The 16545-nt window shown below is 68.5% G+C and carries 16 protein-coding genes; 6 read left to right on the top strand and 10 right to left on the bottom strand.

Annotated features, from left to right (window positions below; translation table 11 throughout):
- Window positions 1-180: 180 nt before the first annotated feature.
- Entirely contained in the window at window positions 181-1044 is an 864-nt protein-coding gene (locus WI697_RS15040; protein WP_014743821.1) for a VOC family protein, read from the top strand.
- A 76-nt stretch (window positions 1045-1120) separates the two neighbouring features.
- Here the strand turns inward: WI697_RS15040 and WI697_RS15045 are convergent, their stop codons facing one another.
- On the bottom strand, window positions 1121-1831 hold the full coding sequence (locus WI697_RS15045) for a dienelactone hydrolase family protein (protein WP_345959016.1): 711 nt from the start codon (window positions 1829-1831) through the stop codon (window positions 1121-1123).
- 297 nt (window positions 1832-2128) lie between these two features.
- Here WI697_RS15045 and WI697_RS15050 point away from each other — a divergent pair, with 297 nt between their 5' ends.
- Window positions 2129-3847, top strand: a complete 1719-nt coding sequence (locus WI697_RS15050; RefSeq protein WP_345959017.1) for a DUF1266 domain-containing protein — start codon at window positions 2129-2131, stop codon at window positions 3845-3847.
- Window positions 3848-3961: 114 nt separating this feature from the next.
- On the opposite strand, the gene ychF is transcribed toward WI697_RS15050, so the two are convergent.
- From ychF to lgt, 9 genes are all read right to left on the bottom strand, one after another.
- Window positions 3962-5062, bottom strand: coding sequence for a redox-regulated ATPase YchF (ychF, locus tag WI697_RS15055; protein WP_345959018.1), 1101 nt, complete (start codon window positions 5060-5062; stop codon window positions 3962-3964).
- A gap of 4 nt (window positions 5063-5066) precedes the next feature.
- Window positions 5067-5717 carry an aminoacyl-tRNA hydrolase gene (pth, locus tag WI697_RS15060; RefSeq protein ID WP_062761164.1) on the bottom strand — a complete coding sequence of 217 codons (651 nt, stop codon included), beginning with the start codon at window positions 5715-5717 and terminating at the stop codon, window positions 5067-5069.
- 5 nt (window positions 5718-5722) lie between these two features.
- Entirely contained in the window at window positions 5723-6337 is a 615-nt protein-coding gene (locus tag WI697_RS15065) for a 50S ribosomal protein L25/general stress protein Ctc (RefSeq protein WP_345959019.1), read from the bottom strand.
- A gap of 144 nt (window positions 6338-6481) precedes the next feature.
- On the bottom strand, window positions 6482-7414 hold the full coding sequence (locus WI697_RS15070; protein WP_345959020.1) for a ribose-phosphate pyrophosphokinase: 933 nt from the start codon (window positions 7412-7414) through the stop codon (window positions 6482-6484).
- 314 nt (window positions 7415-7728) lie between these two features.
- The gene (locus WI697_RS15075; RefSeq protein ID WP_296717239.1) at window positions 7729-8223 is read right to left on the bottom strand and encodes a DUF2165 family protein; all 495 of its coding nucleotides are present in this window, start codon (window positions 8221-8223) and stop codon (window positions 7729-7731) included.
- Between the two features lie 222 nt (window positions 8224-8445).
- Window positions 8446-10200: an adenine deaminase gene (gene ade, locus WI697_RS15080; RefSeq protein WP_062761183.1), complete on the bottom strand. Its 1755-nt coding sequence runs from the start codon at window positions 10198-10200 to the stop codon at window positions 8446-8448.
- A 141-nt stretch (window positions 10201-10341) separates the two neighbouring features.
- A complete protein-coding gene (gene pgeF, locus WI697_RS15085) occupies window positions 10342-11166 on the bottom strand; it encodes a peptidoglycan editing factor PgeF (RefSeq protein WP_345959021.1) in 825 nt (274 codons plus the stop codon).
- Window positions 11167-11189: 23 nt separating this feature from the next.
- Complete coding sequence (locus tag WI697_RS15090) at window positions 11190-12368, bottom strand: class I SAM-dependent methyltransferase (RefSeq protein WP_345959022.1); 1179 nt, start codon at window positions 12366-12368, stop codon at window positions 11190-11192.
- Entirely contained in the window at window positions 12365-13183 is an 819-nt protein-coding gene (gene lgt, locus WI697_RS15095) for a prolipoprotein diacylglyceryl transferase (RefSeq protein ID WP_014743833.1), read from the bottom strand. The genes WI697_RS15090 and lgt overlap by 4 nt, the downstream gene beginning before the upstream one ends.
- 367 nt (window positions 13184-13550) lie before the next feature.
- On the opposite strand from lgt, the gene WI697_RS15100 reads away from it, so the two are divergent.
- The 4 genes from WI697_RS15100 (at window position 13551) to rpmB (ending at window position 16369) form a co-directional block, all read left to right on the top strand.
- Complete coding sequence (locus WI697_RS15100; RefSeq protein WP_345959023.1) at window positions 13551-13895, top strand: accessory factor UbiK family protein; 345 nt, start codon at window positions 13551-13553, stop codon at window positions 13893-13895.
- A gap of 5 nt (window positions 13896-13900) precedes the next feature.
- Window positions 13901-14818, top strand: coding sequence for a DMT family transporter (locus WI697_RS15105; RefSeq protein ID WP_062761160.1), 918 nt, complete (start codon window positions 13901-13903; stop codon window positions 14816-14818).
- Between the two features lie 150 nt (window positions 14819-14968).
- On the top strand, window positions 14969-15778 hold the full coding sequence (locus WI697_RS15110) for an ArsR/SmtB family transcription factor (protein WP_014743836.1): 810 nt from the start codon (window positions 14969-14971) through the stop codon (window positions 15776-15778).
- A gap of 279 nt (window positions 15779-16057) precedes the next feature.
- Entirely contained in the window at window positions 16058-16369 is a 312-nt protein-coding gene (rpmB, locus tag WI697_RS15115) for a 50S ribosomal protein L28 (protein WP_014743837.1), read from the top strand.
- The last annotated feature ends 176 nt before the right edge of the window (window positions 16370-16545 follow it).

Here is a 16545-nt window from a genome sequence, read left to right on the forward strand (position 1 = left end):
CGATCCGGGCTCGGGAACCTTGGGTTGAGAGACGAGGGGCGGCTGCGGCCGCCCTTTTTCGTGCGCCCGATGGGGGAAAATCAGGGCCGCATGACGGACCGGCCCACGCATGGGTCTTGCCCCGCAGCCCGGTTCGGGTCACTAATCGGCAAAGCCCCACAAAAGCGGAGCGCCGGAGAGATGACCCACGCGATCAACGGCATCGATCATGCCATCATCGGTGTCGCCGACCTGGAAGCGGCACGGGAGCGGTTTCGGCGGCTTGGCTTTGCCGTCACCGACCGCGGACGCCATGTCGGCTGGGGCACGGCGAATTACTGCGTCATGTTCGACGACGACTATCTGGAACTGCTGGGGTTGATCGACCCCGCCGCCTTCACCAACGGCCTGGATCGTTTTCTTGAAAAGGGCGAGGGCGGGCTTGGCGTGGTGTTCTCCACCCCGGATGCCGAGGCCTCGCACGCCCTGCTGGGCGCGGCCGGGCTGGTCGCGCCCGAAAATGCGCTGCGCAATCTGGGCCGGGTGATCGAGAACGGCCCGGATGGCGGCCCGGTGGAACTCGCCTTCCGCAACGTCCATCTGGCGGACGGGGCCACGCCGGGCATTCCGGCCTTCCTCTGCCAGCATCTGACGCCCGAGAAGATGCGCCGCCCGGACTGGCTGGCCCATCCCAACACCGCCCGCTGCATTCTGTCGGCCACCATCGTGGTCGACGATGTGAACGCGGCCACCGAGGCCTATTCCCGGTTGTTCGGCAGCGGTGCGGTCACCCCCACCGATACCGTGATCGCGGTGCATACCGGCCGGGGGGTGCTGATGTTCGCCACGCCCTACGACCTGCCCAATCTGCATCCCGATCTCGACGACGAGCCCCGCGCCCATGATCACGGCCTGGTGGCGCTGCAGATCGGCGTCGCCGATCGCGACCGTACGGCGGCCGTGCTCGAGGAGAACGGGGTGGCCTTCGATCGCGAGCAGAATGGCGATCTGATCGTCGGCCCCGAAGAGGCCTGCGGCGTGCTGATCGAATTTACCTCCGTCTGACCGACGGATTTGCGCCGGAACGTGACAAAGGGCGGCCCCGTCGAGGCCGCCCTTTGTCGGTTCAGGCGCGGGATCTTCAGATCGGCGGCCGGCGCGGCCCCGACAGGCGACGGTCCAGGAAGCGCAGGGTCACCTCCATGGCATAGCGGGCCTCTTCCGGCCGATAGTCCGGGCGGGCCTCGCAATTGAAGCCGTGGCCGGCCTGCGGGTGGACGTAGATCTCGGCACCGGGCGCCATCACGCGCAGCTTGTCGGCGGTGGGGCCCGCCGGAATATGACCGTCGCGCCCGCCCAGATGGACCAGCAGCGGCGCCACGGGCTTGATGCCCTCGTCCAGATATTTCGGCACCTGGCCGCCGTAATAGCTGACGGCGGCGTCGATCGACAGCTTTGCGGCGGCCAGATAGGCGAGGCTGCCGCCCCAGCAGAAGCCGACCACGCCCACGGGGAAGGCGGCGCCGTGGCGGGCACGCAGCCGATCCACCGCGGCGGCGACATAGGTCAGGGCCTCGTCGTCGGGCACCTGGCCCTTCAGCTCGATGCCGCGCTTCAGGTCTTCGGGGCCATAGCCGAGTTCGGTATCCGGCGCGACCCGGTCGAACAGGGCCGGTGCCACCACCTCATAGCCCGGCAGGGCAAGGCGATCGGCCACGCCCCGGATATGGGCATTCACCCCGAAGATCTCCTGCAGGACCACCAGGCCGGCCCGTGCGGGCTGGCGGGGCGTGGCATGCCAGGCCGAGATCGACGTGCCGGTAGCGGCATCCAGACGGATGAACTCACCCATGTGCGAAACCTCGTGACGATGTTGCGGCGGGGCTCCGGGACGCTCCGGAGCCTCCTCTCAGATACGACATGATGTTGGGGAACGGAAGAGACGGGTATGCCGCAACCAGGATTGACACCGTCTGGTCGCATGACCGGCTGCCCCTCTGCCGTCATGATGGCTTAAGAGATCTTCGGAAGAAGACCACCGCTTGCTGCAGAAGATCTGCACGGCCGGCGGTCGACGATTATGGATCGGACGGCACCCGTGGAGACCGGACCCTTTGAGAGGGGATCTCTTGGTCGGAGCACGGGACTTATGGGTAGTCAGACGATGACGGCGGCCGCGCAGTCGGGCGGGCGCCACGAACGGAGCATCGCCGAGGTCGCGGCCGAACTGCTGGGCTTCGCGCGGGCGATGGATGACGGCCGGCTGGACTACGACCGGCGGTCGGTCAGGCTGACCTTCGGCAGCGCCAATGGCGACGGGATGCTCGCCGTGATCGTGATCCTGGCGGCGGTGTCCCTGGTGGCCGGCATCGTCTCGCTGTTTCTGATCAACGATCTGGCGCTCCTTGGTCTTTCCCTGCCGGATTGGAGCTTCTTTGCCCTGGCCCTTGTCCTGCTCTGCCTGGCCCTCTGGGCGGCGCCGCGCTCGGGCACGCATTTCGATCTGCGGCAGCGGGCCGTGATCCATGGCGGGGCAAGCTTGCCTTTCGACCGGATCCTGCCCGCCCAGCTGGAGCTGACGCCCGATGACGACGGGGTGGCGCTCAGCCTGGAGCATCCGGATCTGAACCGGCGCCTGGCGCATTTCCCTGCAGCGAAGATGGAGGCGGCGCAGGCCGTCCGGGCACGGCTGGTCGAGCTGCTGGAACGGCGGCTGCCTTTCACGCGGCCCGCAGCCTTCACGCGGCCTGCAGGCCCCGCCTCTGCACCCCGGCAGACCACCGGCGCCGGGACCGGCCTTTCCGCTGATCTTCCGAAAGCGCCGGGACGTCTGACCCCGGTCCAGGGCTGGATCATCGGCGCCGGCGCGATCTTTGCCCGCGCCAACGGCCACCCGGTCGACCGGCTGGGAGAGGTGTCGGGGCCGCTCGGGGCGCTTGGCCGGCGCAAGGCCGTGGCGCTGCTGCGCGAGGGCTGGGGTATTGTGGGCGGCGAGGATGTCGACGGCCAGGTCATGTCCCTGATCACCCGGGGGCATCGCGAGGATTTCGGCTTCACCGCCCGTGTTGCAGAGCTGTCTGAAGGCGAGCGGGTGCGCTATGGCCGGGCCCTCCACGCCCTCACCGACAGCGGGCTGGCGGATGATCCCGCCGCCCGGCAGCGGGCGCTCGCCGACCTGATCGCCCTGCGCTACGGCCCCCAGGGCCTGCAGGTGATGGGCGGCGTGCTGCGCCGTGCTCCCGAGACCGATCCTGCCGTGGTTGATCTGGTGGAGACCGCCATGCTGGGCCCGCTGTGGGATCCCGAGGTCGATGCGGACGAACTCGAACCCCATTGGGCGCGGGCCCGCGAGATGGTCGGGACCGAATTCGGCGACGAGGGGCTCAGCGCCTTCGATGCCTGGCGCGCGGCCTTCACGCGCGACGTGATCGAGGTTCCGGGGGCGCTGGAGCTCTATGTCCAGCTCCGGATCTTCCTGCACCAGCTGGCCGATCCCGACTTTCCGGCCGAAGAGCTGGGGCGGCTGCGGCTTCTGGAGGCCGCCGGTCCCGGCGCCGTCACCCATGACCGTCACATGGCCTGGGATTTCGGCCGGGCATTGATGCTGATCCGCTGGGGTCACATGGCCGGCTGGATCGACGCGGATGATGCCTGGATGCGGATGCTGCCGATCGCGCGTGAGATCCAGAGCGCCTATGGCTCGTGGACCGATATGGCTGCGGCCTGTCTGGAGGGGCGTGCATTGTGGTCGGGCGGCAGGGACGGCGACCAGCCGGCTTTCGAAAAGGCTGCGGCTGAACTTGAAGCCGATTCCGACAGCCCGTGGAACCGGCTCCCCTGGGATCTGCCGCTCGAGAAGGACTGGTGATCGCCGCTTTCGGTCCCCGACATGCAGAACGCCCGGCATGACCCCATGCCGGGCGTTCTCTGTTCCGGACCCTGCGTTCGGGCGGCACGCCGCCCTCAGACGCCGATCGAACCCTCAGACGTTGAACAGGAAATGGAAGACGTCGCCGTCGCGGACCACGTATTCCTTGCCTTCCATGCGCAGCTTGCCGGCGGCCCGGGCTTCGGCCTCGCCGCCGCAGGCGATGTAGTCGTCGAAAGCGATGGTCTCGGCGCGGATGAAGCCGCGCTCGAAATCGGTGTGGATGGCACCGGCGGCCTGGGGGGCGGTGGCGCCGCGGCGGACCGTCCAGGCGCGGGCCTCCTTGGGGCCGACGGTGAAGAAGGTCAGCAGGTCGAGCAGGCCATAGCCGGCGCGGATCACGCGGGCGAGGCCGGTCTCTTCCAGGCCCAGCGCTTCCAGGAAGTCGCGCTTCTCGGCCTCGTCGGAGAGCATGGCGACCTCGCTCTCGATCTTGGCGGAGACCACGACCGCGGCAGCACCTTCGGCCTCGGCCTTCGCGAAGACCTTCGCCGACAGCTCGTTGCCCTCGGCCGCAGCACCTTCGTCGACATTGCAGACATAGAGCACCGGCTTGGCGGTCAGCAGCTGGAGCAGCTGGAAGGCGCGGCGCTCTTCGGCCTCGATCTTCACCGTGCGGGCCGGGCGGCCCTCTTCCAGCGCCGAGAGAACCCGGCCGATCAGCTCCGCCTGGGCCTTGGCGTCCTTGTCGCCGCCCTTGGCGCGCTTTTCGATGCCGGCCATGCGCTTCTGCAGGCTTTCGAGATCGGCGAGCATCAGCTCGGTCTCGATCGTCTCGGCATCGCGCAGCGGATCGACGCCGCCTTCGACATGGGTGATGTCGTCATCCACGAAGCAGCGCAGCACATGGGCGATGGCGTCCACCTCGCGGATATGGGCGAGGAACTGGTTGCCGAGGCCTTCGCCCTTGCTGGCGCCGCGCACCAGGCCTGCAATGTCGACGAAGTCGAGCTGGGTCGGGATGATCTGCTTCGAGCCGGCGATGGCCGCAAGCTTGTCGAGGCGCGGATCCGGCACCATCACCCGGCCGGAATTCGGCTCGATGGTGCAGAACGGATAGTTCGCCGCTTCTGCCGCCGCGGTGCTGGTCAGCGCGTTGAACAGGGTCGACTTGCCGATATTCGGCATGCCGACGATGCCGCATTTGAAGCCCATGGGATTACTCCTCGCCGCCGGTCGCACCCGCGGGCGGGGCACCCGCGGCATCCGGCTTCGCCGGCTTTGCCGGCTTCAGCGGTTTCGGCGGCCGGACGGCACCCGCAACCTTGCTCATATAATCGCTCTCGCGGCCGGCCAGCAGCAGCGGCAGATGCACCGCCACCGCATCGGTCAGATCGCGGAGCCAATCCTGTTCGGCCCTGGCGAAATCGCCCAGCACCCAGCCATGGACCCGGGCCTTGTCGCCCGGATGGCCGATGCCCAGCCGCACGCGCACGAAATCGGCCCCCATATGGCGGGTGATGTCGCGCAGGCCGTTATGGCCGGCATGGCCGCCGCCGGTCTTCACCCGCATTTTCGAGGGGGCGAGGTCAAGCTCGTCGTGGAACACGACGATGCGGCCCGGCTCGATCTTGTGGAAGCGGGCGGCCTCGGCGACCGAACGGCCGCTCTCGTTCATGTAGGTGAGGGGCTTGAGCGCGATCGCGCGCTCGGGGCCGATGCGGCCTTCGGAAATCTCGCCCTGGAACTTGCGGCGCCAGGGGGAGAAGCCATGGCGGCGGACAATTTCGTCCACCGCCATGAAGCCGATATTGTGGCGATTGCCGGCGTATTCGGGGCCGGGATTGCCCAGACCGACCAGCAGCCACATGATCGTCAGGCCTCTTCGTCGCCTTCGGCCTCACCGGCGTCCTCGGAGAGGCCGGCCGGCGCCGCGATCGTCGCGATGGTGAAGTCGCGATCGGTGATCGCCGGGCGGGTGCCCTTCGGCAGCTCGACGGCGCTGATGTGGATGCTGTCACCGATCTGGGCGTTCGCCAGGTCGACGGTGATCGACTGCGGGATCGCGTCGGGGGCGCAGATCAGCTCGACCTCGTGACGGACGACGTTCAGCACGCCACCCTTCTTGATGCCGGGGCAGATCGCCTCGTTGACGAAGTGCACGGCCACTTCGACGCGGATCTCGTGGTCGCCGGTCAGGCGCAGCAGGTCGACATGCAGCGGCACGTCGGTGACCGGATGGAGCTGCACGTCGCGGGCCAGCACGCGGATGCTCTCACCGTCCAGCTTCACCTCGATCACGGTCGAGGCGAGGTCCGGGGTACGGTTGAAGAACAGGCCGAACTCGCGGGCGTTGAACGACACCATCTGGGCGGGCTGCTTGCCGCCGTAGATCACGCCGGGGACGAGGCCGTCACGGCGGGCCTGACGCGCGGCCCCCTTACCGCCGCGGTCACGCGCCGTCGCATTCAGCACGGGCTGAGTGGTCATGAGGATGGTCTCCTGCTGGCCGGCGGCGCCTGTCTGTACGGCCCGCCGGGGGGTTATGCCGGTTCGCTGATGCCTTGGTCCGGAAATACGGCAGGGCGGGCCTCCAGGGGTGCCCGCCCTCGATACCGTCAGGTGTCCGGGACGTCAGTCGAACAGGCTGGACACGGAACTTTCGTCGGCAATCCGGCGCATCGCCTCGCCGATCAGCGGCGCGATGCTCAGGCTGCGAATGTTGCGGGACACGCGCATCGCCTCGGTGGCGGCGATCGAATCGGTCACGATCAGCTCTTCCAGCGCCGAGGAGGTGACACGGGCGACGGCGCCGCCCGAGAGCACGCCGTGGCTGACATAGGCCTTCACCGAGCGGGCACCGTTCGCCATCAGGGCGGCGGCGGCGTTGCACAGCGTGCCGGCGCTGTCGACGATGTCGTCGATCAGGATGCAGTCCCGTTCCTCGACATCACCGATGATGTTCATCACCTCGGACACGCCGGCGCGCTCGCGCCGCTTGTCGACGATGGCGAGATCGGCATCGATGCGTTTGGCGACCGCGCGGGCGCGCACCACGCCGCCCACGTCGGGAGAGATCACCATCAGGTTGCGGCCGGCCGACTTCTCCTGAATGTCGCGCACGATCACCGGTGCTGCATAGAGATTGTCGACCGGGATGTCGAAGAAGCCCTGGATCTGGCCGGCATGCAGGTCCAGCGTCAGCACGCGGTCGGCGCCGGCGGTGGTGATCAGATTGGCGACCAGCTTGGCCGAGATCGGCGTGCGCGGGCCGGGCTTACGATCCTGGCGGGCATAGCCGAAATAGGGGATGACGGCGGTGATGCGGCGGGCGGAGGCGCGCTTCAGCGCGTCCAGCGTCACCAGCAGCTCCATCAGATTGTCGTTCGCCGGGTGGCTGGTCGACTGGATGACGAACACGTCCTCGCCACGGACGTTCTCCAGGATCTCGACGAACACTTCCATGTCGGAGAACCGGCGGATATTCGCCTTGGTCAGGGGAAGGTTCAGGAACGTCGCGATGGCTTCGGCCAGCGGCCGGTTGCTGTTGCAAGCGATAACCTTCATCGACACTGCCCCGCGATGATCTGTCCGACTGTCCGGATGAGGAAGGTGAGGACGCACGTCCCGCCCGTGGGATCATTCCCGTAGGCTTTGCATGCCGATGGTCGGTTCAACCTTTGGTCGCGCCGGCCGTCCGTGCGAACTGTGCGAGAAAAGGCAAGCGACCGCAAGACGTTGTTCGACGTCCTCCGGGCCTGCCTTTGCGCGGGCGCAAAATAGCAAGGCGTCTCGAAGCTGTAAACATGCAGGCGGCGGGGGGCGCGTGCCCGCCCGCTGCATGCATGGCCGGAATGACACGGTACCGCCGCCGGGTACGGTCAGTCCGGGTCGGGCTGGCCGACATAGATCACCACCGCCAGGATCGTGATGTAGAACCGGAAAGCCGGTGCCTGGCCGTTCCAGGTGGACGACTGCCACATGGCGAACCACTCGCCGCCGATCACCATGAAGCCCACGAACCAGACCAGAAAGCCCATGGCGGCGCCGAAATGGACCATCCGCTTGGCGCGGCCGAATTCTCCGGCCGTGCCGTTGACCCGGCGCAGCATGGCGATGCCAGCCACGGCGAACAGGGCCGCGGTGATGCCCTCGCCGGCGATGATCGCCCAATAGCCGATATGCCAGAAGATCGGATCGGTGATCGCCCGCCACATCAGCGCATTGCCGGGGAAGGTGTCGTCCATCGCCAGAACGTGAGACACGAAGGCGAAATTCGATCCGTAGTCGGTCAGATTGTTGAAGGTGACGAGGAAGGCGAAGGCCGAGAGGCCAAGCACCATCACGATCTTGGCCACACGCGACGCAGCAGGCATGAACGCTCGCTCCCTGGGACCGGGCGGTTTACCCCCGGTCCGGACACTCCTGACCGGAGGTCCCTGTCCCGGAACGGGGTCCGCCTCACATCATTATGCAACTGGCCATCATGCCCAGAAGCAGCACCAAGGTGAAGATGATCAGATAGGGCACGCGTGCGGCTTTCTTGTGAGGCGCCGGCCGGGTGGGTCGGGCGGCGAGCAGGTCGGGCGGCGAGCAGGTCAGGCGGCGAGCAGGCGGAAGCGGTCGACGTCGACCAGCCCCATATCGGTGATCTTGAGATGCGGGATCACCGGCAGCGGCAGGAAGGCGAGCTGCAGGAAGGGTTCGGCCAGGCGGCAGCCGATGGCGCGGGCGGCCGCACGCAGCGCCACCAGCCGGTCGCGGACATGGTCGGCGCCGGCATCGCTCATCAGCCCGGCGACCGGCAGGGCCAGATCGGCCAGAACCCGGCCATCGCGCACCACCACGAAGCCGCCGCCCATGGCGATCAGCCGGTTGACCGCCACCGCCATGTCGGCGTCGCCCGCCCCCACCACACAGATATTATGGCTGTCATGGCCGACGGAGGATGCGATGGCGCCGTCGGGGAAACCGAAGCCGGTGACGAAGCCGCGGCCGACATTGCGGTTGGTACCGTGGCGGGCGAGCACCGCGACCTTGAGCAGGTCGCGCGACGGATCCGCCCGGCGCTCGCCGCCCGCATAGGGCAGCGCCATGGTCAGGTGATCGGTGATCAGGCTGCCCGGGCGGATGCCGATCACCGGCGCCCCCGGCCCCTGGGCCGCCACCCGGAAGATGTCGGGGGTGACCGGCGGCAGCCGGACCGAGCCGAAGCCCACCGGCGCCGGCATGGCGCCATGGTCGAAGATCCCGTCTTCCACCACCCGGCCGTTGCGGATGACGGTTGCGACCGCGCAATGGTCCAGGTCGTCGAGCACGACGATGTCGGCCCGCCGGCCCGGGGCGACCAGCCCCCGATCCTTCAGCCCGAAGCCCTGGGCGGCCGACCAGGTGGCGGCGCGATAGACGGCGCCCGCCGGCGCGCCTGCCTTGATCGCCGCCCGGATCAGATGATCGAGATGGCCCTCCTCGGCGATGTCGAGCGGGTTGCGGTCGTCGGTGCAGAAGGCGAAGAAGGGGGAGTTGCGCCAGTCGAGCAGCGGTGCCAGCGCGGCCACGTCCTTCGAAACGCTGCCGTCGCGGATCAGCACCTGCATGCCCTTGCCGATCTTCTCCAGCGCCTCGGCACGGTTGGTGCATTCGTGGCAGTTGCGGATGCCGCAGGCGAGATAGGCATCGAGGTCGCGCCCCGAGAGCAGAGGGGCATGACCGTCGATATGGGTGCCGTCGAAGGCGGCCAGCTTGTCCAGCACCTCGTCGTCCAGATGCAGAACGCCCGGCACATTCATGAACTCGGCAAGGCCGATCACCGAGGGGTGGTCGCGGAAGGCGACCAGATCATCGGCGCTCAGTCGGGCGCCCGAGGTCTCGAGCCCCGTCGCCGGCACGCAGGAGGAAAGCTGCACCCTGAGGTCCAGGGCCGTGTGCAGGCTGGCATCCAGGAAATAGCGCAACCCCTCGGTGCCCAGCACATTGCAGATCTCGTGAGGGTCCGAGATGGCGGTGGTGGTGCCGCGGGCCAGGGCCAGCCGGTCGAATTCGGCCGGCGTGACGAGCGTGCTTTCGACATGGACATGGGTGTCAATGAAGCCCGGCACGATCACCCGGTTGCGGGCGTCGACCTCGCGCCGGCCGCGATAGCCGGGGCCGACGCCGACGATCATGTCGCCGGTGACGGCGACATCGGCCATCTCCAGCGCGCCGGTCGCAAGGTTCAGCACCCGGCCGCCGCGGATCACCAGATCGGCGGCCTCGCGGCCGAGCGCCTGGTCGATGCGGCGCTTCAGCACGGCCTTGGTGTGATCGCGGGTCGCGTGGGGAGCCCCGGTCTCGCGGGGGGCGGCGCTGGCCATCGGCTTTGCCTCCGGATGCATGCGGATATCCCTGCGACCGCATGAAAGAGCCGCGCGGGGTTCGGTGGAATCTGGTGTGGCGGGGCGTGGCCGGCAAGCGGTGGCCCACCTCCGGCACCCGCTTATGCCCCCGGCACCCGCTTACGCCTGGTCGAGAAGGACGATCGCCGAGACCTGGCGGCCGTAATCCGCCTCTCCCCGGTGTGTGGTGCGACGATAGGAGAACAGGGTGTCGGTGGCGCCATAGGTGTCGGTACCGATGGCGTCCGCCGTGATCAGGTTCCGCCTCAGCCGGGTGAGCAGATAGCCGGGCAGATCGAAATGCAGCCGGTCGTCGCGTCCCGGGCTGAAGAACCCGGCCGCGGCCGGATCGGCGGCCATGGCGGTGTCGCGCAGTTCCGGCCCCACCTCGTAGCTCGGGCCGGCGATGCAGGGGCCGATCACGGCACGGATGCGGCTGCGGCTGGCGCCCAGCGCCTCCATGGCCTCGATGGTCGCGTCGGTGGCGCCGCCGACCGCGCCCTTCCAGCCGGCATGGGTGGCGCCGATCACCCGGGCTTCGGCATCGGCGAACAGCACCGGCGCACAATCGGCGGCCAGCGCGCCGAGGACGATGCCCGGCAGCCGGGTGACCATGCCGTCGGCATGGGGGCGGCCTTCGGCACCGCGACCGGCTTCGGGATAAAGCGCCAGCCCGTCTTCGTCGACCGTGATCACCCGGCGGCCATGGACCTGGTGGTTGGTCAGCAGGTGCCGGGGCGCGGGCGTCAGTGCTGCAGCCACGCGGCGGCGGTTCTCCGCGACCGCGGCCGGGTCGTCGGCACTGCCCGGGCCACAGTTCAGGCTGGTATAAAGGCCGGTCGAAACGCCGCCCTGCCGGCCGAAAAAGCCGTGGGCGATGCCGGGCAGGTCGAGCAGATCGTGGTGGTCATGGGGCGGCCGGTCATGCATGAGGGACTGGGGCATCAGGTTGCCTCCTCGCGGGGGGCTTAAAGATCGGCGTCGAAGCCGGGCACCGGTGCGAAGCCGGGCGGTGCCGGCCGGCCGGGTGGTGTCAGGGCCAGCACCTTGAACAGGCGCCCCATCTCTTCCGGGGCCGTCAGGCGCTTCAGGGCGGTGGCGATCTGGGCGCGTTCGCCGCCGTTGCGGGCAGCGCGGGCCAGGCGTTCGGCACGGGCACCGATGCCGAGCCGGCCCAGAAAGCTGCCCTGATCGACGGGGCCATGGGCCAGGGCGCCGCCTGCGGCCGCGGCCGCGGCCAGACGCTCGAAATCGACATGAACGGTCAGGTCGGCGCGCCCCGGTTCTTCCAGCGGGTCGGCATGGGCATGCGCCTTCACCGCCTGGAAGGTGTCGCCGGGGGCACTGATGCCATGGCCGTAATCGACGATCAGCGCTGCACCGCCGAGCGCGGCAAGCCGGGTGCCGATGGTGCCGGCGATCGAAATCGATGCCGGCTGGACCTCGGCGATCGCGCCGGCCGGGATCTCGGCCAGCGAGGCCCGGGCGATGCGGGGGGTCAGCAGGGCTGCGGCCGGGCTCGGATCCGGCGACAGGCCATAGCGGAACCGTCCCGGGCGGTCGGGATCGAGGTCGATCATCCGTTCCGACCACAGGCCGTCGGGGCGCCGGACCAGCTGGCGGACCGGCAGGGCATCGAAGAACTCATTGGCGATCAGCAGCAGCGGCCGGTCATCGGGCAGGCCGTCGACCGTATCGTGCCAGACCGGCGGCCGGGAGAGGCCGGCATCGGCGACCGCCTGGGCCTGGGCCTCACGCAGGCGCGGGCTCTGCTCCACGAAATGCAGCGACACCCGATCCAGAAGCCCCGGCATCATCTTCATCGCCCGAAGCGCGTCGGCCATCAGCGTGCCGCGGCCGGGGCCGAGTTCGGCGAGCGTGACCGCCGGCGGCTGGCCGGCTTCATCCCAGGCGACCGCCAGCCAGAGCCCGACCAGTTCGCCGAACATCTGGCTGATCTCGGGGGCCGTGACGAAGTCGCCATCTGCCCCGAAGGGCTCGCGGGTCGTGTAATAGCCGTGCTGCGGATGGCCGAGCACCAGGCCCATATAGGTGCCGAGGGTCATCGGGCCGTCGACGGCGATGCGTCCGGCGATGATCCGGCCGAGTGGGGTATCCGCAGGGGGGAGGGGGGTGGCGTCGGTCATTCGCGGCCCGGTCCGGTCGCGGCGTCGGTCCGGCCGCGGGCGCGGAGCACCAGATAGACGCCGATCAGGAACATGGGCAGGGACAGCAGCTGCCCCATGGTGAGGCCCGCAGCCAGAAAGCCCAGGAAGGCATCGGGCATGCGGAACAGCTCGGCGATCGACCGGGTGATGGCATAGCCCATCAGGAAATAGCCGGCCAGCAGGCCCGGGCGGGCCCAGGTTTCCCGGCGGCGGGCAATGAACCACAGCACGACGAACAGCAGCAGGCCTTCAAGCAGCGCTTCGTAGATCTGGCTTGGATGGCGGGGTTCCGGACCGGCCATGGGGAAGATCATGCCCCAGGGCACATCGGTGGGGCGCCCCCAGAGTTCGCCATTGATGAAGTTGGCGATCCGGCCGAAGAACAGGCCGATCGGCGCGGCCGCGGCCACCAGATCGCCCACGGTCAGCGGATTGACGCCCTTGGTGCGGGCGAAGAGGGCCAGCGAGACGGCCACGCCCAGAAGCCCGCCATGGAAGGACATTCCGCCCTTCCACACCATGGGGATCTCCAGCAGATGCTGGGCGTAATAATCCGGGCGATAGAACAGCACGTACCCGAACCGGCCGCCCAGGATGACGCCGAACGCGACCCAGACCAGCAGGTCGTCGATCGACCGTTCGTCCAGGCCCAGGGCGTGGCGCCGGGTCAGGCCCACAACATAGCGCCAGCCGATCAGCAGACCCGCGATATAGGCCAGGGCGTACCAGCGAATGGCGATCGGGCCGATGGCAATCGCAACCGGATCGATGTCGGGGAAGGTCAGGCCGGTCATCGGCAGCGGGCCTCGCGGAGGTTCGGGATCGGGTGTTGGCGGCAGTCTAAGGGGGGCGCCCCTGCCGCTCAAGCAGTGCCGCCCGAGAGTGTGTCACACGGGTGGTGACATCTTCGAGACCCGACGATAACTGCAGGCCGGGCATGTGAATGTGATACTGTTAACGAAGCGGTGACCATGTTATGGATCCGCAAGGTCCGAACCACGTGCGCCGCCCGTTCTGTCGGGTATCGCCGGAAGGCGCGGATCCTCAGTCCTGCAAGCCAATGTACACGTCCTCCAGGTCCGTGTCCGCCGGCCGGGCCGTCCGGGCGCAAGCCCGGTTTCCGGTCCTGTCTTCGGCCACCGGCCGTCCGGGAGATCGCCGATGCAGAGCAATAACCCCTTCTTCGACGACATGGCCCGTGTCGCCAGCGGTGCCATGAGCGGCTTTGCCGGTCTGCGCCAGGAAATGGACCAGCTGGTCCGCTCACGTGTTGAGCGGATGCTGGCCGAGATGGGCGCCGTGACCCGCGAAGAGGCGGATGCGTTGCGGGCACTCGCCGAAGGCCAGGCCGAGCGGATCGCGGCACTGGAGGCGCGGATTGCGGCGCTGGAAGCGGCGGCGGCTCCGGTCGCCGATGCTCCTGGGGCCGACGCTCCAAAGGCCGATGATGCCCCCCAGGCCGACGCTCCCCAGGCTGACGCCCCGGACGAACGGTCGGCCTCTTGACCGCGATGCCCGGTACCGGACTGGTGCCGGCCCGCTCCGGCATGGCCGCCGCCGCCCTCTGGGTGGGGGTGCTGGCGGTGTCGACCGGGGCGATTTTCGCGCGTCTGGCGGATGCGCCGGCCCTGGTGATCGCCACCGGCCGTCTCGCCATCGCCAGCCTGCTGATCCTGCCGCTGATGGGCATGCGTCATCGCAGTGCGATCCGCACGCTCGGCCGGCGCCATCTGCTGCTTGCGGTGGTGTCGGGCGCCTTTCTGGCGCTGCATTTCGCGACCTGGATCAGCTCGCTCTCCTACACCTCCATCGCCAACTCGGTGTTGCTGGTCAACACGGTGCCGATCTGGACCGCACTTGGTGGTCTCGTCCTCGGCATCGACCGTCTGGACCGGCGGGGCTGGCTGGCGGTGGGGCTTGCCGTCATCGGAACCGTCATCGTCTCTGCGCCGTCTGCCGATCTGACCGGCGACGGGCTTCTCGGCAACGTCCTGGCGCTGGTCGGCGGGGCGGCGATGGCGGCCTATCTGCTGTGCGGACGTGCCCTCAGGGCCAGGCTCGATCTCGTGCCTTATGTGATGCTGGCCTATGGTGTGGCGGCCGTGATCCTCCTTTCGGTCACGCTCGCAGCCGGCCTGCCTCTTCTGGGACACGGGACAGCCACATATCTGGCCCTTGTGGGAATGGCGCTTATCCCCCAACTAATTGGTCACAGCACCTATAACTGGTCGCTGAAGGCCCTGCCGGCGACGGCGGTGTCGATCTCTCTCATGGGGGAGGCGGTGTTCGCCAGCCTGTGGGGATGGCTTCTCTTTCACGAGAGCCTGCCACCCGCGACGCTCGGCGGTGGAGTTCTGGTTCTGGCCGGCATCGTATTGGCCCAGACCAGCCTCGACCGAACACGGCGCGCGCAGGACGGTGGCGCCTGAGGGAAGGATCCGGTCACCGGATTTCTGCCCGAGGGATTTCCACCCAGCCTGCGCCTGTCATGCGCGACGGTCCGGATCCCGGATACCTCCGCAGCTCTGCCTCCTTATTGACACTTGTTCCCGCCGGGTCTCGGACCCACGATCGAGCACATGGACGACGATCTCATCTGGAAAGCGCTCTCGGACCCAAGCCGCAGGCGCATCATCGAACTTCTTCACGCGCAGCCCCGCCGCACCGGCGATCTGGCCGCCTGCTTCGACGTGACCCGTTTCGCGGTCATGAAGCACCTCGACCTTCTGGTCGAGGCAGGTCTGGTCACGGTGGAACGGCGCGGCCGCGAACGCTGGAACCGGCTGGCGCTCGAGCGCCTCACGCCGACCGTCGCCGGCTGGCTTGCCCAGTTCGCGGTGGGGGCCGAAGCCGAACAGGGCAATCTGCCCGGTGCGGTCGAGGCCATGGCGATCGAGGCGGCCGTCGAGATCGACCTGCCCCGTCGGCGCGCCTATCAGCTTTTCGTCGAACAGGCGGAAAACTGGTGGCCGCGTGAGGGCGAGGGGCGGGTCCGCCTGGAAGCCGCAACCGGCGGCTGGCTCTATCTCGACCGCGGTCCCGGCCGGCCCCAGATGATCTGGGCCGTGATCGGCGATGCCCGGGCGCCGGCGGCGATCGAACTGATCGGTGCCTGCGGCCAGAAGGGCGTCGAAAGCGCCCGGACCCGCCTCGTCTTCGAAAAGGCGGGCAAGGGGCGGACCGTGGTCCATCTGCGCACCGATGCCCTGGTGACGCTGGATCAGGCGGGGCGAGAGCGCTATCGCGCGTTCTGGCGCCGTCTGCTGACCGACGCCTATGCGAGCTATGCCGATACACAGGCAGGCCCGGCGGAAGCGGACCTCGATCTCGAGGACGACGACGCCCATGGCGAGCCGCAGAGCGCCTGGGTGGCCGGCGCCATCCGCTGACGCTTGAGCGTCGTCCGCACTTGGCTCTAACCCCCGGCGGGCCGGACCATCATCCGGCACCGTCGGGGGTTCGTGTGTCTGCACGGAAGGCCGCCGGCCCGGTCGCGGGATTCTCCGCGCCGGCCCTAAATCGCTGATTTTTCCTTGACGATCGGGGCCGGCTCGCCTAAAGACACGGTCTCCGAAAGGTGCCCGGCCCGGGTGCCGCCATCGACGACGCCGGCGCGGCGCATCGTCCGAAGGTTTCAACAAGCGTCCGCCCGCTGAAGGTTTCCAAACATGGCCCGTCGTTGCGAGCTTACCGGTAAGCGTTACATGGCAGGCAACAATGTCAGCCATGCCCACAACAAGTCCCGTCGCCGCTTCAATCCGAACGTCCAGGACACCGGAATCTATTCTGACGTGCTGGGCCGTCTGGTCCGCCTGAAGGTTGCCGTGTCGACCCTGCGTTCGATCGAGCGTCGTGGTGGCCTCGATGCCTTCCTCGCCGGTGCCCGTGAGGTCGAGCTCTCGCCCGACGCCCGCCGGCTGAAGAAGCTGATCGTCGAGAAGCGTGCCGCTCGCGCTGCGGAGTTCGCCGCCGCCGAGTGACGCCGGAGCCCCATGCGGGTTCCGCCGCTCCAGTTCCAGAAGGACCCGCGCCGGAGACGGTTGCGGGTCCTTCTGCGTTCGAACAGACTATCCGGGACGGCGCAGTCACGTGCCGCCCCGTCACCCGACGGCCTGTATCGCCGTCCGGACGGCAGATGAACCGCCTGCCGTCCCTT

Origin of the sequence: Tistrella mobilis (genome assembly GCF_039634785.1) — a bacterium.
GTDB classification, from domain to species: domain Bacteria; phylum Pseudomonadota; class Alphaproteobacteria; order Tistrellales; family Tistrellaceae; genus Tistrella; species Tistrella mobilis.